The organism is Mesorhizobium sp. B1-1-7, assembly GCF_006442705.1.
In the GTDB taxonomy this organism is placed as follows: domain Bacteria; phylum Pseudomonadota; class Alphaproteobacteria; order Rhizobiales; family Rhizobiaceae; genus Mesorhizobium; species Mesorhizobium opportunistum.
Map to the genome: position 1 here is coordinate 16,605 of NZ_VFWQ01000003.1, position 25,298 is coordinate 41,902.

Annotated in this window: 19 protein-coding genes; 13 read left to right on the forward strand and 6 right to left on the reverse strand. The window is 60.6% G+C overall.

Features of this window, described 5'->3' with window-relative positions:
- Positions 1-2: 2 nt before the first annotated feature.
- The 4 genes from FJ978_RS04905 to FJ978_RS04920 all read left to right on the forward strand — a co-directional run bounded on the left by FJ978_RS04905 (position 3) and on the right by FJ978_RS04920 (position 5,943).
- Entirely contained in the window at positions 3-1,211 is a 1,209-nt protein-coding gene (locus tag FJ978_RS04905; protein WP_140570681.1) for a glycosyltransferase family 4 protein, read from the forward strand.
- A gap of 17 nt (positions 1,212-1,228) precedes the next feature.
- On the forward strand, positions 1,229-2,077 hold the full coding sequence (locus FJ978_RS04910; protein WP_013893307.1) for a sulfotransferase: 849 nt from the start codon (positions 1,229-1,231) through the stop codon (positions 2,075-2,077).
- Positions 2,078-2,281: 204 nt separating this feature from the next.
- On the forward strand, positions 2,282-4,477 hold the full coding sequence (locus FJ978_RS04915; protein WP_246678059.1) for a nucleoside-diphosphate sugar epimerase/dehydratase: 2,196 nt from the start codon (positions 2,282-2,284) through the stop codon (positions 4,475-4,477).
- Positions 4,478-4,494: 17 nt separating this feature from the next.
- Positions 4,495-5,943, forward strand: coding sequence for a hypothetical protein (locus FJ978_RS04920; RefSeq protein WP_181176868.1), 1,449 nt, complete (start codon positions 4,495-4,497; stop codon positions 5,941-5,943).
- Between the two features lie 99 nt (positions 5,944-6,042).
- Here FJ978_RS04920 and FJ978_RS04925 read toward each other — a convergent pair whose 3' ends face one another.
- The gene (locus FJ978_RS04925; RefSeq protein WP_140570688.1) at positions 6,043-7,383 is read right to left on the reverse strand and encodes an O-antigen ligase family protein; all 1,341 of its coding nucleotides are present in this window, start codon (positions 7,381-7,383) and stop codon (positions 6,043-6,045) included.
- A 241-nt stretch (positions 7,384-7,624) separates the two neighbouring features.
- On the opposite strand from FJ978_RS04925, the gene FJ978_RS04930 reads away from it, so the two are divergent.
- On the forward strand, positions 7,625-9,934 hold the full coding sequence (locus FJ978_RS04930) for an AAA family ATPase (protein WP_167313544.1): 2,310 nt from the start codon (positions 7,625-7,627) through the stop codon (positions 9,932-9,934).
- Positions 9,935-9,960: 26 nt separating this feature from the next.
- On the opposite strand, the gene FJ978_RS04935 is transcribed toward FJ978_RS04930, so the two are convergent.
- Together FJ978_RS04935 and FJ978_RS04940 are read right to left on the reverse strand one after the other, a co-directional pair.
- Entirely contained in the window at positions 9,961-11,139 is a 1,179-nt protein-coding gene (locus FJ978_RS04935) for a glycosyltransferase family 4 protein (protein WP_246678082.1), read from the reverse strand.
- Between the two features lie 21 nt (positions 11,140-11,160).
- Positions 11,161-12,309: a glycosyltransferase gene (locus tag FJ978_RS04940; protein ID WP_181176867.1), complete on the reverse strand. Its 1,149-nt coding sequence runs from the start codon at positions 12,307-12,309 to the stop codon at positions 11,161-11,163.
- Positions 12,310-12,527: 218 nt separating this feature from the next.
- Between FJ978_RS04940 and FJ978_RS04945 the strand changes: the two genes are divergently transcribed.
- Genes FJ978_RS04945 through FJ978_RS04975 form a run of 7 tightly spaced genes read left to right on the forward strand, consistent with a single transcriptional unit; the run spans position 12,528 to position 19,467 of the window.
- Complete coding sequence (locus tag FJ978_RS04945; RefSeq protein WP_140570694.1) at positions 12,528-13,886, forward strand: polysaccharide biosynthesis/export family protein; 1,359 nt, start codon at positions 12,528-12,530, stop codon at positions 13,884-13,886.
- A complete protein-coding gene (locus FJ978_RS04950) occupies positions 13,883-14,545 on the forward strand; it encodes a sugar transferase (RefSeq protein WP_140570696.1) in 663 nt (220 codons plus the stop codon). Before FJ978_RS04945 ends, FJ978_RS04950 begins: the two co-directional genes overlap by 4 nt.
- Complete coding sequence (locus FJ978_RS04955) at positions 14,542-15,219, forward strand: PIG-L deacetylase family protein (RefSeq protein WP_140570698.1); 678 nt, start codon at positions 14,542-14,544, stop codon at positions 15,217-15,219. Before FJ978_RS04950 ends, FJ978_RS04955 begins: the two co-directional genes overlap by 4 nt.
- Before the next feature lie 22 nt (positions 15,220-15,241).
- Positions 15,242-16,417 carry a DegT/DnrJ/EryC1/StrS aminotransferase family protein gene (locus tag FJ978_RS04960; protein ID WP_140570700.1) on the forward strand — a complete coding sequence of 392 codons (1,176 nt, stop codon included), beginning with the start codon at positions 15,242-15,244 and terminating at the stop codon, positions 16,415-16,417.
- Positions 16,417-17,424 carry a thiamine pyrophosphate-dependent dehydrogenase E1 component subunit alpha gene (locus FJ978_RS04965; RefSeq protein WP_140570702.1) on the forward strand — a complete coding sequence of 336 codons (1,008 nt, stop codon included), beginning with the start codon at positions 16,417-16,419 and terminating at the stop codon, positions 17,422-17,424. Before FJ978_RS04960 ends, FJ978_RS04965 begins: the two co-directional genes overlap by 1 nt.
- Before the next feature lie 3 nt (positions 17,425-17,427).
- Entirely contained in the window at positions 17,428-18,360 is a 933-nt protein-coding gene (locus tag FJ978_RS04970; protein WP_013893295.1) for a transketolase C-terminal domain-containing protein, read from the forward strand.
- 6 nt (positions 18,361-18,366) lie between these two features.
- Complete coding sequence (locus tag FJ978_RS04975) at positions 18,367-19,467, forward strand: NeuD/PglB/VioB family sugar acetyltransferase (RefSeq protein WP_140570704.1); 1,101 nt, start codon at positions 18,367-18,369, stop codon at positions 19,465-19,467.
- A 74-nt stretch (positions 19,468-19,541) separates the two neighbouring features.
- On the opposite strand, the gene FJ978_RS04980 is transcribed toward FJ978_RS04975, so the two are convergent.
- The gene (locus tag FJ978_RS04980) at positions 19,542-21,617 is read right to left on the reverse strand and encodes an acyltransferase family protein (protein ID WP_140570706.1); all 2,076 of its coding nucleotides are present in this window, start codon (positions 21,615-21,617) and stop codon (positions 19,542-19,544) included.
- Positions 21,618-22,068: 451 nt separating this feature from the next.
- Between FJ978_RS04980 and FJ978_RS04985 the strand changes: the two genes are divergently transcribed.
- A complete protein-coding gene (locus tag FJ978_RS04985) occupies positions 22,069-23,253 on the forward strand; it encodes an acyltransferase (RefSeq protein WP_140570708.1) in 1,185 nt (394 codons plus the stop codon).
- Between the two features lie 58 nt (positions 23,254-23,311).
- Here FJ978_RS04985 and FJ978_RS04990 read toward each other — a convergent pair whose 3' ends face one another.
- Together FJ978_RS04990 and FJ978_RS04995 are read right to left on the reverse strand one after the other, a co-directional pair.
- Positions 23,312-23,986 (reverse strand): Crp/Fnr family transcriptional regulator, encoded by a 675-nt coding sequence (locus tag FJ978_RS04990; protein WP_140570710.1) that lies wholly within the window; start codon positions 23,984-23,986, stop codon positions 23,312-23,314.
- A 220-nt stretch (positions 23,987-24,206) separates the two neighbouring features.
- A complete protein-coding gene (locus FJ978_RS04995; protein ID WP_013893290.1) occupies positions 24,207-24,980 on the reverse strand; it encodes a response regulator transcription factor in 774 nt (257 codons plus the stop codon).
- Between the last annotated feature and the right edge of the window lie 318 nt (positions 24,981-25,298).

Consider the following 25,298-nt stretch of genomic DNA (forward strand, 5'->3'; position numbering starts at 1 on the left):
CGATGAGTGCTGAGACCGGTCGAATTCGGGTTTGCTTTCCATTTGTCGGTGACGATGTCGGCGGAAGTCACATCTCGGCACTGAAGCTTGTCCAGAATCTCGACACCTCAAGGGTCGCACCGGTCCTGGTGCTTCAGGACATCACGGGGCCGCTCGCAGACTTTCTGAAGATGGAGGGCCAGCCCTTCATGGGTTTGCCTCCTTTGACGACATTGCCCGCGAAAGGAACGACCTGGGGAGGTGTCGCCACCTATCTGACCAGCACGCTGCCGCATTTGAGCCGCTTCATCCGGGAGCAGAGGTTCGACATCATTCATACCAATGATGGAAGAACGCATATCAATTGGGGCATTGCCGCACGGTTTGCGGGCGCCCGGCTGGTCTGGCATCATCGCGGCGATCCCGATGCAAAAGGCGCCAATATTCTCGGGCCGTTCATTGCGGATCGCATGGTGACGGTGTCGCGATTCTCACGGCCGAAGCATCCGATCCGATCCCTCAACGGACGCCTCAGCGTTATCCATAGCCCCTTCGACCACCCGTTGGACATCCCTGACAGGGCCGCGGCCAAGGCAAAGCTTCTGGAAGAGCTCGGCCTCGCGCCAGGCACGCACATTCTCAGTTTCATTGGCGGCCTGATCGAGCGAAAGCGTCCGCTTCTCTTCATCAACATCATTGAACGTTTCCGACGCGAGCATCCGCACATCCCGATCGTCGGCTGCGTGTTCGGCAACTCGCCGGCAGGCTCGCATGATCTTGAATTTGCCGCGCGCGCGCTTTGCGTCGAGCGCGGGCTGGATCGGATTATACGTTTCATGGGCTTTCGCAGCCCTATCGAGCCATTCCTGGCGGCGACGGATGTTCTGGTCGTTCCCGCGATAGGGGAGCCTTTTGGAAGGACCCTGATCGAAGCGATGTTTCTCGGCACGCCGGTGGTTGCGACCGATCACGGCGGCAACCCGGAAGCCATCGAGAATGGACGGACGGGATTTCTGGTCGCTCCGGAAGACACCAAAGCTTTCATGGAGCCGCTGCGACGGTTGCTTTCGGACCCTTCGCTGTGGGCACGCATCAGCCAGGCGGCCCGCAAGCAAGCCTGCTTTTCCTATAGCACGCAGCAGCACGTCGAAAAGGTCATGGAAGTTTATGGGCAAGCGCTCCGCGCTCCGGCGGCGGCCAGGTTGGCTTGCAGTACGACAGGTGAGAAATGATCCAAGAGGGTTCTAAAATGCAGGCAGAGGATATCGACTTCCTCATCATCGGCGCTGCGAAATGCGCCACGACCTGGCTGCAGCAGTCGCTGCAGGCCGATCCGGACGTCAGCATGCCGGATCCCGAGCTGCACTACTTCAGTCGCCACTACGATCGCGGCGACGACTGGTACTTCCGCCAATTTCATAAAACTCGTCCTGGACAGCTCGTCGGTGAAAAGTCGAACTCCTACCTGGACACTCCGTCGGCACCGCAACGGGTTCACCGGCTGCTCCCCCATGTCAGGCTGATCGTGCAGCTTCGCAACCCGGTCGAGCGTGCGTACTCGGACTATTGCATGCTCTTTCGCCGCGGCGAGGTCGACCGCGACATAGAATCCTACCTTGACGTGGGCAGGGATTCGCCTGGGCGTTTTCTCGCCGGCGGCCTCTATAGCGCACAGTTGCAGGCCTATCTGGATCTCTATCCGAAGGATCGGCTGCTGGTTCTGTTTTTCGAGGAAACAGTCGCAAGGCCTGTCGAACAGTTGAGCAAAGTCAGGACGTTTTTGAACCTCCCTGAGAGCGACGTGGCTTTGCCGGTGGCGAAAAAAGTGAAGGACCGCAGCGAAGCTATGGTCGGACCGCAGCTGCGCAACATGATGAAGCCGTTGAAACCTCTGGTTCGTCCGTTCCGGAACACCTCTCTCTTCGAGGCGGCACGGGGTGCCCTGGCGGGAAAGATTGCTTATCCGCCTTTCCCCCCAAGACTTCGATCCCAGCTCGTCGACTTTTACGCCGCCGATGTCGAGCAGTTGGGCACGCTGGTGCAGCGGGACCTGTCTGGCTGGCTTGTCCAGACTGGCGGAAGTACCTCTTTGGATTAACTCGGGAAAGTTCCTCTCGCGGTTCCGATAGCTACTCCCTGCACAAAAGCAGGTGTTGCGCCAAAAGCAGGCAAGGCGCTCCATAGCAACGATAAATCGTAGCCTCGAATCCGAACGATAGCAGGCCAACCTGTTCTTGATTGAACAAGGTCTTGGCAAGCCCGGATTTGTGTCTGCGGGGTGCAAACAGCCGATAATCTTGACGTGCTCTCCCAGAGCGCGGCGGCTAAGCTTTGTCGAGGTCCTAGGATGAGCCAGTTAGATCAGCCGTTTGAAGCAATCGGTCCGCTCGGAGGCCAATCGCTTCTGATAGCCACCGCAATCGCTGTCGGCCGTCTTGTCAGCAAACCGCGTACCATCGTTCATGTTCTGTCGTACCTGCGTCGCAGGGTGGTCGGGCGCGCCAAGGCCGTCGGCAAGAATCTTCATCTCTACATCATCGATCTGGCGATGGCGCTCGCGGCCCTCTCCTTTGCTTCATTCATGCGATTGGGCCTTGATGGAGAGGTCACCAGTCCGGAAAGCTACCATTCGCTGCTTTTCGCACTTCCCTGCTTCCTGTTTACATGCGCCGTGGTCTTCCCGGTGACCTGCCTTTACACCCGCAATTGGCGATATGCTTCGGTCGGCGACATGCTCGGTATCCTGCGCGCGGTAATCGTCGCGTCGCTCGCCTTCGTGTTCATGATGTTCGTGGCGACACGGCTCGATTCGATCCCTCGCTCGGTGATGGTGATCGAGGTCCTCTTGCTCGTGCCGTTGCTCATTTCGGTCCGCATCCGCTCCAAGCTCATAGAGACAGGCCGTTTTGGCCCGGCCGCAAACAGGGCGAGAAACGGACGCGACATGGTTCCCGTGCTGCTGATCGGTGCGGGTGATGCGGCTGATCACTATATCCGGGCACTGCAGCGGGATCCGGATGCACGCCATTGGCCCGTCGGCCTGCTCGACAATGCCGCGACGACGGAGGGGTATTTCCTGCGCGGCGTGCCGGTCCTTGGCAGCATCGAAGACTTCGACACGGTGATCAGCTACCTGGAAGTCCGCGGCATCAAGCCCCGGCACGTGATCTTTACCGAAAGGATGCCTGGTCTCGTCGACCCGGCGCTCGAAGCGCTGATCGACCGGGCCGAACGCCTGGGCATCGCGGTCTCGCGGCCGGCCCCCGTCCTGGAGCTGCGCAATCCCAAGCACGAGAGCCGCTTCGAGTTGCGCCCGATCGAGCTTACCGACCTGCTGGAAAGGCCCCAGACAGTGCTCGATAAAGCTGCGTTGTCCCGCATGATCGAAAACAGCCGCATCGTCGTCACCGGCGCCGGAGGCTCGATCGGCGGCGAACTCACACAGCAGATCGCCGCGCTTGGTCCGGCGGAACTGATCCTGATCGATAACAGCGAATACAATCTATACGCCATCGATCTGGAGCTGGCGGAGAAGTTCCCGAATGTGCACCGCAAGCCATACATCTGCGATGTACGCGACCCGGTTCGCCTGGGCGAGATCTTCCAACGGCATTGCGTCGACCTGGTCTTCCATGCAGCGGCGCTCAAACACGTGCCGATGGTCGAATTGAATCCCTGCGAGGGCATTCTCACCAACGTCATCGGTACGATGAACGTGGCAGAGGCGACCCGCCTTTGCGGTGCCAAGGCGATGGTCCAGATCTCCACGGACAAGGTCGTGAACACGACCAGCGTCATGGGCGCCACCAAGCGCCTGGCTGAACTCTATTGCCAGTCCCTGGACCTGGCCTACGTCGCCGGCGAAACCCCAGCCCGCTTCATGACCGTTCGTTTCGGCAATGTCCTGGGTTCGAGTGGATCGCTGATCCCGCTGTTCAAGCGCCAGCTCGCCCATGGCGGTCCGCTGACCGTAACCGATATGGAGATGAAGCGCTTCTTCATGACCATAAGGGAGGCGGTTGAACTCACCTTGCAGGCATCGGCCCATGGCTTGGAGAAGAGCCTGGGACAGGGCGAGATTTTCGTTCTGGACATGGGGGCGCCAATCAAGATCATCGACATGGCGCGTCGCATGATCAAGCTCGCCGGTTTTCGGCCGGATGAAGACATCAAGATCAAGATTGTCGGTTGCCGGCCCGGAGAAAAGTTGTTCGAGGAACTCTTCGACGAAAGAGAAAGACGTGTCGACGTTCCGATCTCCGGAGTCTTGGGCGCGGTGCCCAATCCGGTGCCGCTCGAGACCCTTCGCAAGGAATTCTCGCAGCTGCGCCGCCTGGCGAAAGCTGGCGACACCGGGGGCGTGCTGGACCTTGTTGCCCGGTTGCTTCCCAGCTACCACAGAGAGGAAACAAAACCTGCGGCGGCGACGCCATTCGTGCCTCACGTGATCCGCGGCTCGGCCAAGGCGGCCACGCCTCAACGCGAAGCCGCTGCCTGATGCCGGCGGGAGCGGCCGTGCGAAGACGTATCGCCTCAGCTCTGGTTGTCGCGCTGTCCTGCGGCACCGCCTTGGCCGGCGAGCCTCAACCGACCGTCGCCGAGGCACGGGGCGCGATCGAGCGCGCGGGCGCCTACTTCCGCGATCACCTCGGTGTGGCCGGAACCTATGTATGGAAATATTCGCTCGATGGCCAAAGGAGAGTGGGCGAAGGCGGTGCCGTGCCGACAAGCGTTGGCTGGGTGCAACCGCCTGGGACGCCGGCGGTCGGAGCTGCCTTCCTGCGCATTTTCGAGGTTACCGGCGACAAGCAATGGCTTCAGTCGGCCCAACTCGTGGCAACGGCTCTGGTCAAGACGCAGCTGGAGTCCGGCGGGTGGTTTTACAGCATCGAGACCGACCCGAAAAAGGCGGCCACGTGGTGTTACCGCGCACTGAAGACAGATGGAAACGCCTGTCACGACATCAAGGACAATCCGCATCGCAACGAGACCGTTCTCGACGACAACAACACACAGAGCGTGCTGAATTTCCTGATGTGGTTCGACCGGGCGAGCGGCGGTTCGGATCCGGATGTCCGGTCCTGCATCGATAAGGCGCTTCATCGATTGATGCGGGTGCAGTATTCGAACGGGGCCTTTCCGGTCTTCTTCAAGGGAGCCGCGCCGGGTGCGGATGTGGAGACGGCCGCCAAGGCGAGTATTCCGGCCAGTTGGTCGCACGAGTGGCAGAAGCCCGACAGTCCGCCCTACTTCATCGTCAATGACAATCTCCCTCGCGATATGGGCCGTCTCTTTCTCAACGCTTACCGTACATACGGTGATCCCAAATATCTCCAGGCAGCCGAAAAGGTCGGCGATTTTCTCCTTGCGGCCCAGCTCCCTGCGCCGCAACAGGGCTGGGCCCAGGGATACGATCGTTCCATGCAGCCAGTGTGGGGTCGCAAGTTCGAGCCGCCAGGTGTCGTCTCGCGCGAAACCGCCGGCAATATCGATTACCTGATCGAGTTGAACGAGCAGAACAAGGATGCGCGGCTGCTGGACGCGGCCGAGGCCGCGGCCAAATGGTTGCAAGCGGCGCGCCTGCCCGACGGCAAGTGGGCACGTTTCTATGAACTCAACACCAACCGCCCGGTCTACGTCGACGATGATGACCAGGTGACGTTCGACGACAAGAACCTCCTGCACCACTACGGGATGAAAACGGGGGCCGAGATCGAGCCGGTGTTCGCCCGGCTGGAGCTTGCCAGGCGCGGCTTGCCGGTTTCCCGCCAACAGCTGTGGATCAGTGGCATGGATGAGTTGAGCGCCGGCGACCTAAGTTCGAAGGTGCGTCGGCTCATCGACAGTCAGGATGCCCAGGGGCGCTGGGTTGAGGGCCGGTTTGTAATGGGACAGGACTTTATCGACGGCGTGTTTGCCCTCGGTCGTTTTATCTCGCCGCAGGCGTCCGCGCCGGGGAAGTAGCTGCACGTCATCGGCCCTATCCATATGGAGATTCCGACCGGGCCTTCGCGAGCGCCGATCGGCCTTGTCAGGCTGGCAAAACTCAGCCGCTGTGCACCCCTAATTTGGTCCGCGTTGAAGAAGCTGTAGCCGGCCACGGGTGGAGCGGGCGCTACGCAGGAAGCCTGCGACCGCTCCTGGCACTGGCCCTCCGCGCAAAATCGCAACACTGGGCGCTATCCCAAGCAGCAGGGGCACGACAAAAAACCGGCTGTAGAGATGCGGCAGCGCGTTGGCCAACGCGGCGAAGAGAAGGACCGTCGTCAGGGTGCAAATGGCGGATATTCGTCCCTGGCGAAGCCGGGCAGCGAGCATGCCGATGATTATTCCGGCTACCAGCATGAGCAGGAAACCGATCAACCCAGCCAGCCCCGCCTCGACCCATATCAAGAGATAGACGTTGTGGACTGGAGCATGCAGCTCGCTGAAATGTCGATACTGGTCGGCGCCGATGCCAAGCAGCGAACTGCTGTCCGCTTTGGTGATGGCCTCGCGGATAAGTCGCATGCGGTCCGCGAACGTGCCAGCCTCGTCAATGTCGCCACTCTGCAGCGCATTCAGCACGCGGCGCTGGAAGATCGGGGGCAGGAAGTCGCGGCCCCACGTGACGACGACAAAGAACGCGCCGAGCGACGACACCGCCAACAGAATGATGCGGCGCCAGGAGCCCGTCATGGCAACGAAGACGGTGAGCGCGACGACAAGGCCGATCAGCCCGGTATTGGAACCAGTCAGGACAATGCCATACGCAAAGAGCGGCACTCCGATCCAGGCCCAGCGGGGCCGGGCACCCCCTGAAGCGACCAGCCACAACAACAGGGGGACCGCGAGCGCAATCAGCGTCGCGCATTCATTCTCGCGTTCGACCCAGCCGATAAAGCGGCCATTGCCGCTGGTCAGGTAGGTGCCTTGTTGCCTGAGAATGTCGATGACCACAATACCGTGAATGCACATCAAGCCGATCGAGCAGATAAGCGCCTTCGTAAGCAGAACCGTTTCGCTCCAGGGCCTCGACGCCAGCATGAAGGCCAGGAGAAAATAGGCATACAGATACTGCGCCGAGATGATGAAGCCTCGCTGCGGATCACCATTGATCAGGCTGCTGAGCAGCAGCATGCCGCACAGAAGCGCAACCCCGGTGTTCCAGAGAAGCGTCCCGGCTGCCAGAGGGGCGGGCGAAAGGGATTTCCCCAGGACCATGGCAAAGACGGCGGCCAGGGCGAAGGCATCGCTGGCGGTGAAGTAGAACGTGTCGACCCGCAGGATGTTGCAGGGGGTGAGAAAGACGGAGGCCATTGCCAGCCATAGGGCGATCTTGCCGGTCCCATTTGACAACGACGCCGCAGCCGGCCTGCGGTCGGGCTTTGCCCAGTACCCGCGAGGGACCCCGGCATGATTCATCGTCACTCCTGAAAACTATGTGAGCGTTCTTTTCACCAGCCTCCATGGACGTGCAGTTCGGTACATATGCCAAGATATGCCCGCGGCCACGTACGCTATCCTTTCGGATAATCCCATGGCCGCGACTAAGCCTCTTGAACGCGCTGGCGTCCGTGTATCCGTGCTAAAAACTTGTCGCTTGGTTGGGTCTCGAACCCGGCTTGAAGACCCGGTGAGATCGATAAGAACAGGGGCGCGATCAGTGAGCTTGGTAGACGAAAACAGCGTGTGGAACCGACTGGGGCCATTCCTTCAGGAGTCACCCGAACCCTTGGAGGAGCGGACGTTCGGCGCGCGCGAACTTTACAGTCTTTTCCGCAGACGCCTGCTTCTGATCGTTGCGATCGTCATTGCAGGCACCGCACTCGCGCTCATCGCCGCGGTGGAACTTCCCAAGACTTATACGGCTCGTTCCATGATCGTTGTCGAAACCGACGATCCCAATCCTCTCGACACCACGCAGGCGCAGCCGAACCAGCAGCCTGACAAGTCGCGGATGGACACCGAGGCGGATCTGATCGCCTCTCGCGTATTCGCCAGCCTGGTGGTCGACCGGCTCGACCTCATCCAAGATCCGGACTTCAACACCTATCTGCCGCCAGCCGCCGCCGGAGGAACTTCGGATTCGAGCGGCGGTGTGCTGTCACAGGCAGTCGGCCTGATTGTCTGGATACCGCAAAGATTATTCTCGCTGGTCGCCGGCTCGGGCCCGCAGGATGCCGCATCTCTGCCGCCCAAGGATGTTCAGCAAGACCGGGCAATTTCGGCTTATCTGGCGAACCTGTCAGTCGATCGCTCCGGTGAAAGCGCGGCGATGACGATCTCGTTCTTCAACGACGACGCAGCGACCGCGGCCAAGATCGCCAATGCAACTGCCAGACTGTTCGTGGAATGGTCTCGTGACAACAAGCGGCAGGACATCAAGGATGCCGTCGGCTTTTTGAGGCAGCAATCGACCGAGCTCGCATCACGGATTGCCGCGATCGAGGGTCAGATCGCCAAATACGCGACCGAGCATGGCGTCTCCAGTGATCCACGCGATGATCTGCTACGCGCCTCAATCCAGCAGGCCAATGAACAGCTCAGCATCGCCAGGGGTGAATACACGCAAGCACAGGCGCGCCTTGCCCAGGTCAGGCTAGCGGCCAAGAACGGTGACACCGGAGCCGGCGTCGACCCGTTGCTCTCATCGGACTTCCTGACGTCGCTGCGCAACGATGAAGCGACAGCGATGAGGGATCGCGCGCAGCTGGCCAGCAATTACGGCCGCAATCATCCCCTGGTCCAGGAGGCCGATGCGAAAGTAGCGGCCGTCCGTGCGATGATTTCTCAAGAGATGCTGCGAACGATCGCAGTCCTGGAAAATGACGTGCGCGTCGACGAAGGCCGGGTGAACCAACTTGTCAAAAGCCTGGAGGCCTCCAACGAGGAGCTGCGTCAAAGGAGCCTGGCGGAGGCCAAGCTGCGTGAACTGAACAACAATCTGGCGACCGAGCAAAAGCTCTACGACCTCGTGTCCGGTAAACTTGGCAGTCTCGATCCGTTTTCGGAAGCGGTCGAACCCGGCGTGCGAACCGTCTCCATGGCCGAGATCCCGACGAGCCCTTCCTTTCCCAAGCTTCGTCTGATGCTTGCGGGCGGTTTGGCCGCGTCGCTTGTCCTGGCCCTGATTCTGGTGCTGACACTTGAAAGCATGGAAGTCCGGATACGGGACTTGCGGCGGGCATCGAAGCTGATACGCGCTCCCCTGCTGGCGTCAATTCCGCGGTTGCCTCAGAAGTTCCTGCGCCCCGCCCTGCCCCCTCTCGAAACCTTGTTGTCACGGCCGCGGTCTGCTTTCTCCGACGCTTTCCGATCGCTTTACAATGCCTGCGCCCGGATGAACGGTGGGCGGAGCAAACATGTCGTTCTGGTCAGTTCCGGCTTGCCGCAGGAAGGCAAGACGACGACAGCCATGGGCCTTGCCATGGCAGCGGGCATGGATGGCGCGCTGACCGCCCTGATCGATCTGGATTTACGAACCCGCAGCCTTCACACCGCCATGGAGCTGGGCTCCGCCAGCAGGACACTCGGCGACTATCTGCAAGGCGATTGCGCTCTGGCGGAAATCGTCCAGACGCTGCCTGATATCCCGCAGCTCGATATTCTGGCGCCGTCCGCCGACGACCAGACGCTGCCGGAATTCCTCAACTCCGGCCAGCTCACCAAATTGCTGGAGGCGTTCCGGCTTGAGTACGATGTGGTGATCATCGATGCACCGCCCGTGCTCGTTGTTGAGGACGCAATCAGGATTGCCGCCTCGGTCGACACAATCGTCGTCGTGGCCGCGTTCGACAGCACCACTCAAGAAGCCCTTTCCCAGGTTGTCGAGCGCCTGCGCTTCGCCGGCGGCCCATCGATTGGCTGGGTGTTCAACCGCGTCGACCCTTTCCAACAGGCTCGCGGCGCCCTGCGGAAGGCCTACATGAGGCGGCAGCAGATCCGGCGTTATTTCTTCGCCGATAGCCCGTGACCGCACAGACGATCACGGGCGCCCTGTTACAGCCCCATCGCCTCGAGCAAGGTATGGTTCACCTTGTGCACATCGAAGCGTTCTTCCGCGAGCTTTCTTGAGTTGGCGCCCATTTTGGCGGCGAGTTCCTCATCTTCGAGAAAAGCCCGCTGCGCCGCGGCAAGCGCATTCACGTCGCGTGGCTCGACCCGAAACCCGTTCTCGCCGTCGATAACCGTTTCCTGACAGCCGGGCGCGTTGGTCGTGATGATCGGCCGGCCCGTCGACAAGGCCTCCAGTGCGCTGCGGGGAATGCCCTCGCGATAGTAGGACGGCAGCACAAACACCGTGGATGCGGTCAGGTACGGGCTGACGTCGTGCGTTTCGCCGAGATACTCCACGGCTCCTTCCCTGGTCCACTGGTCCATTTCGGCTTTCGAGATGGAGAGGGGACTGGGATCGAACGGACCGAGAATCTGGAAACGCGCGGTACGGTGCTTGGCCTTCAGGATGCGCGCGGCGGCGGCAAACTCGGCAATCCCTTTCTCGCGCAGCAAGCGAGCAATCAGGAGGAAGATGGGTGGCCCGGGTGGGGGGCGGCTGGCTGCAAACAGTGTCAGGTCCACCCCGGAACCCGCAACCTTGATCACCGGCGTGGTCGCGGAAACCATCCTGTGGCGCCGGATGTCGAGAGCATCGGCTTCATTGTAGGCGAAAACGGCTTCGCAGCCCATCAGGGCCGAGCGGTAGAGGCCAATGCTCAACCGGCGCAGGACAGTTGCACGCAGGCCCGTAACGCTGCCGCTGAATATGAAGCCGAATCCCGTGAAGAGGGCAAACCGCCGAGGCACTCCGGCAAGCCGCGCCGCCAGCCCGCCATAGATGATCGGCTTCATCGTGTAGGGCAGGACGATGTCGGGAGCCAGGCGGCGCATCAGCCGGTAGAGCGCCTTGAGCGTTCGCAGATCGGCCAGCGGATTGGTGCCTGTCCTGGCCATCGGAATCTGTTGGAAGCTGACGCCAATCGCACCCAGCCTGGCGATGGCCTGCTCGTCATTGTCGGGGGCGAGCGCGATGACCTCGTGCCCGGCGGCGACCATGGCTTTCAACAATTCGAGGCGAAAATTGACGAGCGAACGCGTCAGGCTTGCGATGACGACGATCCGCTTGCGGCGCATCGCATCGTCCCCGCCGGCGGGAAAATGATCTCGACCATTCGCGTGCATGACAACCACCAGTCACTCCTGTCAGCTCGAGATAAGGCGACGACGCCCCAGAGCTGTTGCGTAGAGTTCCAGGTGCCGATCGACGTAAAGCGATAGTGAGAAGTTCTCCATGACGCGGCGACGCGCCTGTTGGCCCAGAGCGCGCCGCTGGGCCGGCTCAAGGCCGACAAGCCTGATCAAGCCGGCGGCCAGTGCTTCACTGTCCCGGGGCGGAACGACCACTCCACTGTCGCCGACGAGCCAGCCGGAGTCGCCGACCTCCGTCACCACCGCCGGCACGCCACTTGCCATCGCCTCGCCGGCAGCAAGGGAAAAAGCCTCGCCCCACGCTGAACAAAGCGCGTAGACATCGAAGCCCGGCATGAGATCGGCAACGTCACTGCGGATGCCCGGTGTTGTAATACGGTCGTCTATGCCGAGATCGCGGGCGGCGCGCCGCACCGGCCCGTCGGCATGCCCCTCCCCGATAAACACGCCCTGAACGTCATATCCCTGCGCCAACACACGGCTGATGGCCCGAACCAGGCTGATCTGGTCTTTCATGGGATGAAACCGTGCCACATGGCCGATGATCAGCCGTTCGGGCGGCAAGCCGAACAGACGGCGCAATTTCGCACCGGCGTCGGCGGCGGGAGAAAACTGATCGCAATCCGTTCCGTTCGGAATGACCACCCTGCGGCGCGGGTCAAAACCCAGACGCTCATGATCGTCGGCGGCCACGCGCGAGCAATATGAGATTGCGCTGGCGCGGCTCGACAGCCGGGCCGAGAGCCGGATCAGCCGACGCGTCAACGGTTTCTCGTCGGCGAGATCGCGAACCGTGTGATGGATACTCCAGATTACCGGCGAGAAGTTGAGCCCCAGCACCGAGCCGAGCGTTGCCGCGACGTTGCCGTGATACATCCATCCGTGAAGAAGATCGGGCGCTGCCCTGCTTATCGACCGGGTCAGCCGAAAGACATCGCGCGGCCGCGGCCGCTCCGTCATGCTGATCGACGCGAGCCCGGAATTTGTATGCTTCACTTGCGCGGCCAACGGCCCAGGTGAAAGCAGCGATAGAACCGAAGACGAGAAGCGGTTTTGGTCGATCCGGCCAAGAAAACGGGCAAGCATGACCTGGGCGCCGCCAACGTCGAGACTGGTGATCGTGTGAAGAACACTTGTGTGCACGCAAGCTTCCCAGCTGTCTGCGGCGCTCCGCCACAAGGAAGCGTTCAATCGGCCGACAGTATCCTGCCGCACCATACGTTGGTTACGATCGACATCCAGTTAGCCAAATTGGGTGGGCACGAGACCGAAGGTTGTCACTGCTCCACCAAATGTATGACTCATTGTCCGCGCACAGGTGTCGCTAGGGTCTTCACAGGAAATTTCTGTGGTGGGCTTCCATGGCGTCTTTTTGCAATCCGGCACGGAGCGGGCGATCGATAGGCTCGTGGACCGTTATCCTCGCGAAAGCGCTGAAACATGCCCGGATCACGGTCCCCGCTGTTGTGGCGATCCTGGCTTGCCCGATCGCTGCCAGGGCCGCGGCTGACGACGGCTACAAGCTTTCGGTCGGCGATGTGGTTTCGTTCGACTTCATTGACGACGCGCTTCCTGCCGAACAGCTGACAGTGGCCAGCGATGGCGCGGTCAACATTCCGCTGATCGGCAGCTTTGAAGTTGGCGGCCTGACGGTGCCTGACGCTTTGAAGCATATCCGCAAGGCGTTCATCGACCGTGAGTTCTTCAATGACCCGCATATAGCCCTGGCGGTGGTCAGCTTCCGTCCGATCTTTGTCCTTGGGGATGTCAAGGCGCCGGGCTCGTTTCCGTACCAGCCAGCACTGACGGTGGAGCAGGCGGTGGCGCTTGCCGGTGGTCAGTCGACGGGCGGAGCCACTGCCGAGGATCGCGTGGTAACGCGCGCCCGGCTGCGCGGAACCCTTGATGAAAGCGTGGTGCAGATTGCCAAGGAAGCCGTCGCCGCCGCGCGCATCAAGGCTCAGTTGGCAAACAACGACAAGATCTCGGAGCTGGATCTGCCTCCCAAGATCAGAGGCCTCATGAATGCCAATCTGCTCGCAACGTTGCTTCCGACGGAACAGCGGATCCTTGAAACAGATCAACACGCACTGACCACACGTCGCAAGCAGCTGTTGGCGGGGATCGACGAAGTGAACATCGCCCTCGCCAATATTGAACAGCTATCGGACATACAGAAGACTGTGATCGCTTCGTCGCAAGCCGATCTCGAGCGTGTCAGGGCCCTCAACAAGAAAGGCATCGTCACCCTTACCGATCTCTCGAACGCCGAGCGCGAGGCGACCACGCAGCAGTCGCATCTGCTTGAAATCTACAATCAGGCGTCGACGGTTCGCCGGGAATTGAGCCAGTTGCAGCGTGACCTGGACGACGCCACCCAGACCTGGACGCACACAGCGCTGACGGAGCTTCAGGCCCACAATTCTGAAATCGAGCGCCTGGTCTCGGTTCGCGAGTCGACCGAGGAGCAGATCCTGCTGCTGAGCACACTGGCGGCGGAACAGACACGCACCAACAACACCATCGCGTTCACTTACCAAATCCGCCGCAAGCAGAACGGCCAGATAGCCACCAAGGTGGCGACCCTCGACGATCCGATTGTAGCCGGAGACACGATCCTGGTGTCGATAAACCGTCTGGACAATGCCCTGGACCTGGCCAGCCGTCTTGACGCTCCTGTCGCGGCACCGCCTCCCGTCCAGGTGGGGCCGTCACAATGATCGGTCTCAGCAATCCGATGGCCCGGTCTCCCGAACTGACCGCTCGCGTGCCGATAGGCCGGGCGATGCCCAGCCGTCTCGCCGCGGTGGTGCTTTTGATCCTCAGCCTGCCGCTATGGATGGTGGCTGCCGCAATTGTCTGGGCGAGTGTCGGTCGTCCACTGTTCTTTCGCCAGACCCGCAGCGGCTTGGCAGGCCGCCCCTTTGTCATCTGCAAGTTTCGTACGATGCATGAAGGGCGCGATGCGGATGGAGTGCTGCTGCCCGACGCCTTGCGCGAGACGCCCGCCACCCGGCTGATGCGCGCCATCCGTATCGATGAGCTGCCTCAACTTGTCTCCATAGCCAAGGGCGACATGGCGTTCATAGGGCCGCGCCCGTTGCTTCCAGCCACCATCGCCGACTTCGGCGACCTGGGACGTATTCGCTGCACGATCCGTCCGGGCCTGTCTGGCTGGGCACAGGTGAACGGCAATACTCGTCTCACCAACGGTGAAAAGCTGGCGCTTGATCTCTGGTATGTGCGCAACCGCAATCTCTGGCTCGATCTGCAGATACTGATCCTGACCGTCCTGGTGGCCCTGTTGGGCGAACGCATTGACCGCCGCCATGTCGATCACGCTTTGAAGGCGATGCCCGCCGGGACGGTTCTGTCATGAGCTCGGCCCTTGGTCGGCTCCTGGTGATCGCGCCGCATCCCGACGATGAGGTTCTGGGGTGTGGCGGCACGATAGCCCGGGTCGCCGCGGAAGGCGGGGAAGTCCATGTCGCGGTTGTTACGCGAGGCTGTCCGCCTGCCTTCACCGAGGAGATGACGCAGCAGGTCCGCGGTGAGGCGAAGGCGGCTCATGCCGGCCTGGGCGTGCGACACACGCATTGGCTTGATCTGCCCGCTGCGCAGCTCGGCCAGACACCGCACTCGACCGTCAATGCGGCATTGCAAGCTCTGCTGCAGGCGGTCAAGCCGGACACCTTGCTTATACCCTTCGTCGGCGATGTTCATATGGACCACCAGCTGATCTTCCTGTCGTCGCTGGTTGCCGCCCGTCCCACCCAATCGCACTACCCGCGGACGATCATGGCCTACGAGACGGTGTCTGAAACGAACTGGAATGCACCCTATGTCACGCCGAGCTTCGTGCCGAATGTCTTCATAGACATCCAGGCGACACTCGACCGCAAACTCGAAGCTGCGTCGATGTTTGCTTCGCAGATCAAGAATTTCCCGCACGAGCGTTCGATCGAAACATTACGGGCGCTGGCGATCGTTAGGGGCACCGCCGTCCATTTGAGGGCGGCCGAGGCCTTTGTCCTTCTTAGAAATGTCATCTGAATTCTAGCTGGAGTGTTCCGAGATGAAACGCTGGCCGATTTACGACGAAGAACAGATAGCCGATGTCGTGGACGTTCTGCGGTCTGGCCGGGTGAACGCCTGGACCGGCGACCATGTGAAGAGCTTCGAACGCGCTTACGCGCGCAGCCTCGGCCGACGTCATGCCGTGGCGCTGGCCAATGGCTCCCTCGCGCTGGATCTTGCAATGAAGATCCTCCACATCGGCGCCGGCGACGAGGTGATCGTAACGCCCCGCAGTTTCGTCGCGTCGGCCGCTTGCGTCATGTTTGCCGGTGCGACACCTGTCTTCGCCGATGTCGACCCGACCTCGGGCAATCTTTCCGCCGAAACGATCGCGCCGAAGATAACGGCGCGGACAAAGGCCGTCATTGTCGTGCATATCGCCGGATGGCCGTGCGACATGGCGCCGATCATGGAACTTGCAAAGCGCAGCGGCATCAAGGTGATCGAAGATTGCGCCCAGGCGCATGGAGCCGAATACAACGGACGGCCGATCGGCTCCTTCGGTGACATAGCGGCATTTTCGTTCTGCCAGGACAAGATCATCACGACGGGCGGCGAAGGCGGGCTTGTCGCGATGGACGACAGGAAATTGTGGCTTGCCGCCTGGAGCCTCAAGGACCACGGCAAGAACTATAATGTGGTCTTTGCCCCTCATCGGCCGACCGGATTCCGCTGGTTGCATGACAGCATCGGCACCAACTGGCGCATGACGTCCATCCAGGCCGTGCTTGGCTTGCGGCAGCTCGAACGCCTGCCCGACTGGATTCACCAACGCGAGCGCAATGCTGCCATCTGGATAAACACGCTTGCCGATTTGCCGATGCTGTACACGCCCCGGCTCGATCCGGCACACAGGCATGCCTGGTATCGATGCTATTTCTATATCAAGCCGGAGATGTTGTCTTCGGGATGGTCGCGGGACGAGCTGATCGCGGCCGTCAACGCGGCAGGCGTTCCGTGCTTCTCGGGCAGCTGTTCCGAAATCTATCTCGAGCATGCCTTCGCGGATGCCGGCGTGGCGCCGTCCGAGCGACTGCCCGTCGCGCGGCAGCTTGGTGAAACGAGCATCGCGTTCCTGGTCGACCCGTCCTGGACGATCGAGGAAACGGCGGCGGCAGCGTCGACGACGCGGTCCATCCTTGTCGCGGCTTCGCGCCAGCTCGAGGCGGCCTGATGAACGAGCACGCCATCAGGAAAGATGGAGCCATTCCGGCGCCTTCCTTTGGAGAGCTGAAATTGGTGCCGTCTTCAGCATTGCAGAACCTTACCCTTCCTCAGGAAAAAAGGACGCTGCTTGGGTTCGAATTGCCGACCGAGGCCCGGCTTTATCAGCAGATGATCCTCATCCGGCTTGTCGAGGAGCGCTTGCTGGAGCTGTTTTCCCAGGGGCTGCTGTTCGGCACCACGCACACATCCATCGGACAGGAAGCCAATGCGGTGGGGGTGGTGAACGCTCTTGACCGGGATCGCGACATTGTCTGGAGCAATCACCGCTGCCACGGTCATTTCATTGCCTACTCGGGTGAAGTCGAGGGCCTGATTGCCGAGATCATGGGGCGCGTAACCGGCATTTGCGGGGGGCGCGGCGGCAGTCAGCACCTGTGTTTTCGCAACTTCCACTCGAATGGAATCCAAGGCGGCATAGCGCCCGTGGCGGTTGGCTGCGCGCTGGCACGAAAGGACGAGGGCGCCGTCGCGGTGGTCTTCCTGGGCGATGGAACGATGGGTGAAGGGGCTGTTTACGAGAGCCTGAACCTCGCTTCGGTTTTCGGTGCCCCGGTGCTTTTTGTGGTCGAGGATAACGACATCGCCCAAACCACCCCAAAACATCTCACCGTTTCCGGTTCGATCATCGCCAGGGCCGAACCTTTCGGCATCCGCACGTTCGCCTATGACGGCAACGACCCCGTCGAGATATGTGAGCTTGCCCAGGAGGCTGTAGCCTATATTCGCGCCGAGGGCCGCCCGTGCTGGCTCTATCTGCGGACCGAACGGATCGGTCCCCACAGCAAGGGAGATGATACCCGGTCGCCCTTGCGGCTTGAACAGGCTCGAGCCCGGGATCCGATCCCCCCGATGCGCCAGCGTGTCGCGCAGTTCGAGGAGATCGACGCCTTTTGTCGATCTGCCGTGGATCGCGCCGTCGAATCCGCGGCTGCCGCAACCCTGGCGCGAGGCTGACCCATGCGCGTCGTCGAATCGATCAATCGCGCGCTCCACGATCTCATGCAAGCCGATCTACGGCTGGTGGTGATGGGCGAGGACGTCCTCGACCCCTATGGCGGCGCCTTCAAAGTGACCAAGGGCCTGTCCACGGCGTATCAGGATCGTGTCTGGACGACGCCGATCAGCGAAGGTGGCATTGTCGGCATGGCGGCGGGCATGGCCCTCAAGGGCAGGCCTGTGATCGTCGAACTCATGTTCGGAGATTTCATCGCCCTTGCCGCCGACCAGATCATCAACCACGCAGCCAAGTTTCGTTGGATGTACAACGATCAGGTCGAGGTGCCGATCATCATTCGCGCGCCCATGGGTGGACGGCGCGGCTATGGGCCGACGCACTCGCAAAGCCTGGAAAAGCATTTTTGCGGCGTGCCGGGCCTTACCGTGTTTGCAACGCATGAGTATGCGGATCCAGGCGCGCTCCTGCACCGGGCCCTCGCTTCTCGGTCCCCTCACCTGATAATCGAAAACAAGGTCATGTATTCGAGGCCCGTGCTCGGCACGGCCGCCCTTCCACGTCCGGCGGATTCGGACATCGTGATCCTGACCTATGGGGGTTGCGTCGAGCACGCGGTTGCTGCTGCAAACAAGCTCGCCGAAGAGGAGGAAATCGCAACCACCGTGGTGGCCGTTGAACAGCTGTCGCCTTTTCCCGGCGAGGAGGTCCTGAGCCAGGTCGGCCAGTGCAGCCGCGTTCTCGTCGTGGAGGAGGGCTCTCCTGGCTGGGGCTTCGCGTCCGAGTGTGCGCGCGCCTTGATCGGTAGGGTCAAGCACTTCAGCGCATTGGCCGGGCCAAACCATCCTATTCCCTCAAGCCGCGAATGGGAGGACGATCTGCTGCCAGGTGTGAACGCCATCCAGGCGGCCTGCATCGATCTGTTCAAGAAAGGCTAAGCTTTCATGACTGTGCTTGTCGAGGCCCCGCGGGTTAACGCCAACGAGGACAATCTTCAGTTGATCGAGATCAAGGTCGTGCAGGGTGAAGGCGTAGAGCAAGGGGCTCTTCTCTTTGTCCTTGAGACCACGAAGGCTGCCGTTGAGGTCAATGCCCCCGAGGCAGGGGTAATCGGCCGGCTCGACGTCAAGATCGGCGACTTCGTCGCCGTTGGCTCAACGCTGTGCGAGATCGTCGACGAAAATGCGAGCGCATCCGCAGCGGCCAGCCCAGCCGATAGCGCTGTCAAAGAGGTCACGATAACGGCCAAGGCCCGCAAGGCCGCGTCCGAGCTCGGGATCGATCTGGCGGATGTCACGCCCTCCAACGGCCGCATCGGCGAAGCCGAGGTGCGCGCCGCGGCCGGCCGCCGCTCCGAGCCAATAGTCGCAGGTTCGGACGGGGCGCAGTCCGCCGTTCCTTCCGCGTCCACGCGACGGGCGGTCATCATCGGCGGCGGCGGCCACGCCGCGTGCTTGATCGATGCTCTCGACGGCTCCGGATACGAGATCCTCGGCTGCACCGACCAGGCCTTGCCCGTTGGCCACCACGTCTGCGCCGGCATTTCGGTGATCGGTACGCAAGAGAGCCTGGAGCGTCTGCTTGCCGAGGGCACCCGCTACGCCTTCATCGGCATCGGCGGAGCCCAGTCAAGCGAGGCGCGGCGGGCAATGTTCGAACGCGCCGCGGCCATGGGTTTCATCCTGCCGCCTGTGATCCACCCATCCGCGATCGTCTCCAAGGCGACCAGGATCGGAGATGGCTGTCATATTCTGGCCGGCGCGAGCATCGGCCCGCGCTGTACGATCGGCAACAACGTCATCGTCAACCAGGGGAGTGTCGTCTGCCACGACAGCGTGGTGCAGGACCATGCGCATCTGACCCCGGGCGCCATCGTCGCCGGCGGGGTGAGCGTCGGGGCCATGTCTGTCGTGGGCATGGGCGCCACGGTGCTGCTGGGCGTCCAGATCGGTGCCGGTTGCCTGATCCACAACGGCGCGCACATCAGTGCAAACGTCGCGGACAACACCATCGTCGACGCTCAGGGCCGCCGGCACCTCCGCTAAAAGCGATTTCCAGCAAAGTGCAAGACGGCTTTCTGCGTTTCCGTCAAACGCTACGCGCTTTGAGCCTCGGAACTTCAGGCGCCTTGTCGCAGAGCTCTTGCAAGCAATGGCTCGAGTGCCTCGGACCCTGGGATGCTGAGGTGGTGGCTGTCAAAATACAGCAGTTTTCCGCCCATCATGACAACACACCGTTCCTGCGGACAAAGCGCCTGCGTTGGATACACGCGAACGAGGCCGCGATGTTGGCCCAGCCTGTCCAGAACGCCAAACGCAATCTGCTGCCGCTCCCGGTAGAGGCGCTCCGACACGTTGAAGCCAGACAGGTCATGTCCGTGCGCTACGAGTCGGGCCGCCGTGGAGGGGACGTCATAACCCACTTCTGGGACGGGATAGACGATGATCACGTTCTTGCCGGCTTCGAGGAGCCGACGCACAGTTTTTCTCAGGGATATTTCGAATGCCTCGCGCGCCTCGTTTGAGAAGCGGTCGAATTGAACGCCGTTGCGGTCCTGCAACTGGGGAAGGTCGCCGTTGCGTTCTGCCGGTCCAAGTTCGACGGCACGGCCCTCCAGGTAGAGAGACCACCTGGCAGCGATTATAACGGTCTTCAGCTCTGGGCGGCCGAGGACGTATTTGAGCCGAAGATCGTTTCCCTGGATGCACGCTCCGTCGCTTCCGACACCAAGCAGAGGGGGGCAGCGGGGAGTGGCGCCGTAGACCGTACTTGCGCCATTCGCAGCCAACTCGGACATCGCGCCGAACAGCGCTCCGGCGTGAGAATCCCCCCACAGGAAGATGCGGGCATTTTCAGAGGTGCCTATTGTACAGGGAGACTTTGCCGCAAGCTGAAGCAACACGTTTGCGCATTTATCCGCTTCAGGGTTGGCGGAGAAAGCATAGCTGGACAACACATTCACGTCCTTGGAGAAGCGCGTCGGCCAGCCATTGTCATGGTAGATCACGGCACCGGTTAGCACCACGGCGACGATGGCCAAAGTACCTCCAGCCAAGACGGACACGGGGCGGCTTACGCGCGACGGCACCCTGAGCGGTCGCTCGATGTATCGCCAGGACAGGAGCGCCAGAGTGAACGAGGCAGTCACCAGGCCAACAGACTGAAGCGAACTCAGCTCGTCGATTGCCAGGTAACTGCCCAGGACAATCAGCGGCCAATGCCAAAGATACAGGGAGTAGCTTATCAGGCCCACGCCGACGAACGGCCTTGTCGAAATCAGCCGCGTGACCCAGCAGCTCGCTTCACGTCCTCCGTGAATGACAAGGGCAGCTCCGATGCACGGAAGGAGCGCCGCGATACCAGGAAATGAAGTCGTCTCGGAATAACCCAGCACGGCGGCGGCGATCAGGAGCAGTCCAGCCCAGGTCGCCACCTCACTTTGCCAGCGCTTGGTGAGGCGTGGGAAGGCTTCGAGCGCCATGAGGCTGCCCAACAAAAGCTCCCACGCCCTGAATGGGGTCAGGTAAAAAGCGGCAGCATCGTCGTACTGCATCACCACGATGGTTGCGATGAACGAAATTCCAGCGAGGCTCGCAATGAGACTGCGAACATTGCCGGTTCCCAGGCGCCAGATCGAGACAAGGAATATCGGAAACAGGATGTAGAACTGCTCTTCCACCGCCAGTGACCAGGTGTGGATGAGTGGCTGGTCGTACGTTTCTCCATCAAAATAGCCCGTCTTCAGCCAAAACCCGATGTTGGACGAGAAGAGAGCCGTGGCGACGGAATTGCGGCCGAAACGTCTGAAGTCATCGGGTAAGAAGATGAAGGCGCATGCCAGCGTACAGACCGCCAGCATGGCGAACAACGCGGGAAAAATGCGGCGTATGCGCCGCTCGTAGAAATGCCAGACCGAGAACTCGCCTGCCTGCAGATCCCTGGCGATCAATTGCGTTATCAGGTAGCCGGAGATGACAAAGAAAATGTCGACACCGACATAGCCGCCGCCGACCTTGGTGAAACCGGCGTGAAACAGCACAACCGACACGACAGCAATGGCACGTAAACCATCGATGTCGGCTCGATAGGTTGGAGCCGCCTGTGCTGAATGGAGCGATGCCGGACGAGAGGGTTTTCGACCGTCCAACATCACGCCGGCAGCGAGGCTGAGCCGATGAGCCTGAAAGCGTGACATACCGATGCTGTATAACGGCACTCTCGAACCGCTGTCCGCCCGCAATAGGAGGTAACCTGCGGCTAAATCGGACTACGCCGTGGCCCCGCGAACATGATCGAAATGGCCTCTGGAACAAGAGGGAAGCGCGAAGGTCCGGGGCTTTTCCCGAATGGAGCGGTTCGACGTGGCGACTTGCGGCCGTTTTGGCGTCCTGGCTGCCGAAAAGCCCGCCAATTCCGATCCGGTGTAGGTCACGCCCCGCCCCGGCTGCGGTTCAGCCCTCGCCTGCGGCGAAGACGGGTCCCGTTAATGTCCGCGATCCCGCAACGCGGCTGCTCGATCATCGGGTGGAGTTTTCCCACGCCAGCCCACTACTTTTGGGCAGGGGTGTCCTTCGAATTCCTGAGCATTGCAAAATCTGGATCGGTGTAGGTTGGAATGGTCTGCGGGGTCCAATTTGAAGGCTCAAATGGCTGTTGCGCATCCCCCTTCCCTGAAACCATCGGACGCACCGCATGTCCTGCGCGACGCATCCGCGAAACCAGTTTCCGACAAGTCATTCAATGTGGCTGCGCACGGGCTTCGTGGTGTCGCTTCGCTTATGGTGTTCTTCGCGCATCTCCTGGGCGGCACGGCGGAGCATATCTACGCCTCGAACTCCGCCTATGTAGCGGCCATTGGGCCTTTCTGGAATTTCGGCACCTTCGGTGTGTGCCTTTTCTTCGCCATCAGTGGCTTCGTGATCCTTCCGAGTGCGCTGCACTACAGTCCCCGTGAGTTTGCCGCCCGACGGTTCCTGCGCGTCTACCCGCTGTTCTTCGTTCTCAGCGTGCTCTACGTCGCGCTGAACGCCGCGACAAACCTTTATCCCGAGACCAACAATCTCACCGCAATTCTCGCCGGACTGACGTTCCTGAATCTTTTCGCCCACACAGAGCAGCTGACGCCGAATGCCTGGAGCCTGACGTTCGAAGTCTGGTTCTATGTGTTCACCTGTGCCTTCGTGTTCTCTGCCATCCGTCGCCCCAACAAGCTTGGGTTGGCCGCTCTGGGTCTCCTCGCGGTGCTCTTTATCGCCAGATATCCGATTGCCCTGTATTTCGTTGCCGGCGGCCTGATCCGTCTCGCCTACGATCGATATGATTGGATGCGTGTCGGTCACCATCGACTGGCCGAGAGCGCGGCGCTGGCAACGTGCGTCTTTATATCCACTCGCGGCCACTACGACTATCACTGGTCCGATTTCCAGAATGCCGAAGTGCCATTGCTGGTCGCTGCGACGGCGCTTTATTTCGGCCTTGCGGTGTCGCGAAGCAGCTTGACTTCGCTGCTTCTCGGCAATCGGCTTCTTCGCTACTTCGGGACGGTCAGCTACAGCCTTTATCTGGTGCACCCCTATACGTATTTTCTGACCCGCTCCATCTTTTCGCACGCTCACCTCTTCACCGCCAATGTCGTCGTCTCGGTGGGCGCCTTCATTGTCGCTGCAAGCGCTATCACCTGGATACTCACGCATCTCGCGAACCGCAGCCTCGAACTGTGGCCCTATGAGCTGGTCTATCATCAGAAGATCTACCGCTCGACATCGCAGCAGAATGCCGTTCGGACGTGGCTTGGCTTAGGCACCAAACGCTTCGCATGGCTGCGGGGATAATGCAGGGCTGCGCCTGTCCATGGCCTGAGACCATGGCCGATCATGAGACCATGGCTGATTAATCGTCGGACTTGGAGAGCAGGTCCGTCAAGCGAGACACGTCGGGCACAAAGAGTTCCTTTGCGCGGCGCAGCACAATCCCGACACTCTGCAGATAACTGAGTTCGCGCGCCACCGCTTCCCGATGCGTGCCGATGCGATTGGCCAGATCCGTATGCGTGGGAATGGGAGAAATCATCGCCGAACCGTCCGTGTCGATACTTTCAACACACAAGCGCAGCAGTTCGCTATGCACGCGCGATCGAACGCTGAGTGTCGAGAGTTCAACGATATGCTCGACAAACGAGTGCTGGCGCTCGACCAGCATTTGGATAATGGCCTGAAGCGCCTCGGGATCGTCCTTGATTATATCCAGGAAGGCCCGATTGCCGATGGAGGCAATGGTGCACGGTCCCGCGGCTTCGATCGAATAAGGCACCGCAAGAAGGTCCCCGCTTAGAGCCACTTCATTGACGAGCGATCCCTCGTGCGCCGATGGGAGCCATACAATTTTGCCTGTGCGGGTATAGACAGGGAAGCGAAGCTCGCCCTCCAGAAGAAAAAATACTCGATCGACCCTTTCACCAGCCGGAATCAAGACATCGCCGTCTTCGAGATGGAACCAATGACAGCGTCGGTTCATCTCGGCCAGCGTGGAAGGGCGAACGGCGTGGAAGTGCTCGATATCGCCCAAGTCCGGGCTTTGCGATGTGTTCCTTTCGGCTGCGGGAGTGGTCTCCCTCTCCGTCTGTGGAACAGCATATCGATCTGGCGGCTGTTTCAACTTTCCTCGCACCCTGCAAAATGTCGAGGCTTTGTCAGGCCCTCCAATTCGAGGGCCTGACAAAGCCAACCGGCACGGTTGCCGCGGGCAAAAGAAATCATCATTTTTTGACCGAGGCGGCAGCCATGCCTCAATTCCGTATGCTCACACCATCATAAGGCGTTGTGTTGAGGATGTAGGCTACCTCGGTACGATTTCTCGCGCGAAGCTTTTTCATGACATTGCGAATATGCACCTTGACCGTGCTTTCGCACATGTTGAGCTCATACGCGATCACCTTGTTTGCCTTGCCCCGCCGCAACGCCTCGATCACCGCCATCTGGCGCGACGTGAAAACATTGTCGCCCTGCGGCTGCTTGGCGGGCTGGCTGTCCTTGACCGCCTGGCCCGAACTAAAGAGGACACTCGGCGGTACGAAAGTCCCTCCTGCCGCGACAAGCTGAATAGCCTTTGCAGCAACCTGCAAGCTGACGCTTGTTGGGATGTAACCGCGTGTCCCGCTTTCCACTGCTTTGACAATATCATCAAAGCTTTCGATATCCGAGAGCATTACGATTCCCAGAGAGGGTCTGGTTGCCTTGAGATGGGCAATCCGCGACAGATGATAGTCCGCCTGAGAATTCGACCACATGACGCATAGCAAGACGGTCGAAACGCGTTCGGTCTCCTCCGGGCTGGCAGCGTCGAACGCTTCGACCGTAGGATAGCGTTGGATACGAAATGATGGCTCGATGAGTTCGAGGCTTCTGGCGAAACAGTCGCACATCAGCGGTCTGTCATCGATGATCGCTATCTCCATCTCCTCCCGTGAGGGAGCAGGTCCGATATGATTGGCATTTGCGACAGATGAATAGGGAGCCAAGTCGGTTTTGACCGGCTGATCGTTAATGGACAGAATTGTCATAGCTTTTCCCCAACCCAAAGGTTCAACTCTAACACCCGCGAAAATCACCCCAACGGAGAAATTCGCTTCGAAGACCCACCTCCTTAATGCATTAGTAATAACTTGTGGGTTGGCGAGGCGGTGTGACAAAACGCACACCGTGAATATAATCGCATTTTTTTGGCAGGATTAGACCCCAGGTCGCTAAATGCGTAGTGTCAAGGCTGCCTCCACCAAAAGGTGTATCCTCAACGAAAAGGGTGCCGGGGGCTGAGCCGCGTGCAATCTATAACGAATTGCAAAAGAGGATTTAACGTGACGTCGTTTTTAAAACTGTAA

Coding starts and splice junctions, on each gene's coding strand:
- FJ978_RS04905 (WP_140570681.1), top strand. CDS start 3: ATGAGTGCTGAGACCGGTCGAATTCGGGTTTGCTTTCCATTTGTCGGT.
- FJ978_RS04910 (WP_013893307.1), top strand. CDS start 1,229: ATGCAGGCAGAGGATATCGACTTCCTCATCATCGGCGCTGCGAAATGC.
- FJ978_RS04970 (WP_013893295.1), top strand. CDS start 17,428: ATGCGCGTCGTCGAATCGATCAATCGCGCGCTCCACGATCTCATGCAA.
- FJ978_RS04995 (WP_013893290.1), bottom strand. CDS start 24,980: ATGACAATTCTGTCCATTAACGATCAGCCGGTCAAAACCGACTTGGCT.
- FJ978_RS04975 (WP_140570704.1), top strand. CDS start 18,367: ATGACTGTGCTTGTCGAGGCCCCGCGGGTTAACGCCAACGAGGACAAT.
- FJ978_RS04960 (WP_140570700.1), top strand. CDS start 15,242: ATGAAACGCTGGCCGATTTACGACGAAGAACAGATAGCCGATGTCGTG.
- FJ978_RS04950 (WP_140570696.1), top strand. CDS start 13,883: ATGATCGGTCTCAGCAATCCGATGGCCCGGTCTCCCGAACTGACCGCT.
- FJ978_RS04925 (WP_140570688.1), bottom strand. CDS start 7,383: ATGAATCATGCCGGGGTCCCTCGCGGGTACTGGGCAAAGCCCGACCGC.
- FJ978_RS04935 (WP_246678082.1), bottom strand. CDS start 11,139: ATGCACGCGAATGGTCGAGATCATTTTCCCGCCGGCGGGGACGATGCG.
- FJ978_RS04945 (WP_140570694.1), top strand. CDS start 12,528: ATGGCGTCTTTTTGCAATCCGGCACGGAGCGGGCGATCGATAGGCTCG.
- FJ978_RS04955 (WP_140570698.1), top strand. CDS start 14,542: ATGAGCTCGGCCCTTGGTCGGCTCCTGGTGATCGCGCCGCATCCCGAC.
- FJ978_RS04980 (WP_140570706.1), bottom strand. CDS start 21,617: ATGTCACGCTTTCAGGCTCATCGGCTCAGCCTCGCTGCCGGCGTGATG.
- FJ978_RS04985 (WP_140570708.1), top strand. CDS start 22,069: ATGGCTGTTGCGCATCCCCCTTCCCTGAAACCATCGGACGCACCGCAT.
- FJ978_RS04965 (WP_140570702.1), top strand. CDS start 16,417: ATGAACGAGCACGCCATCAGGAAAGATGGAGCCATTCCGGCGCCTTCC.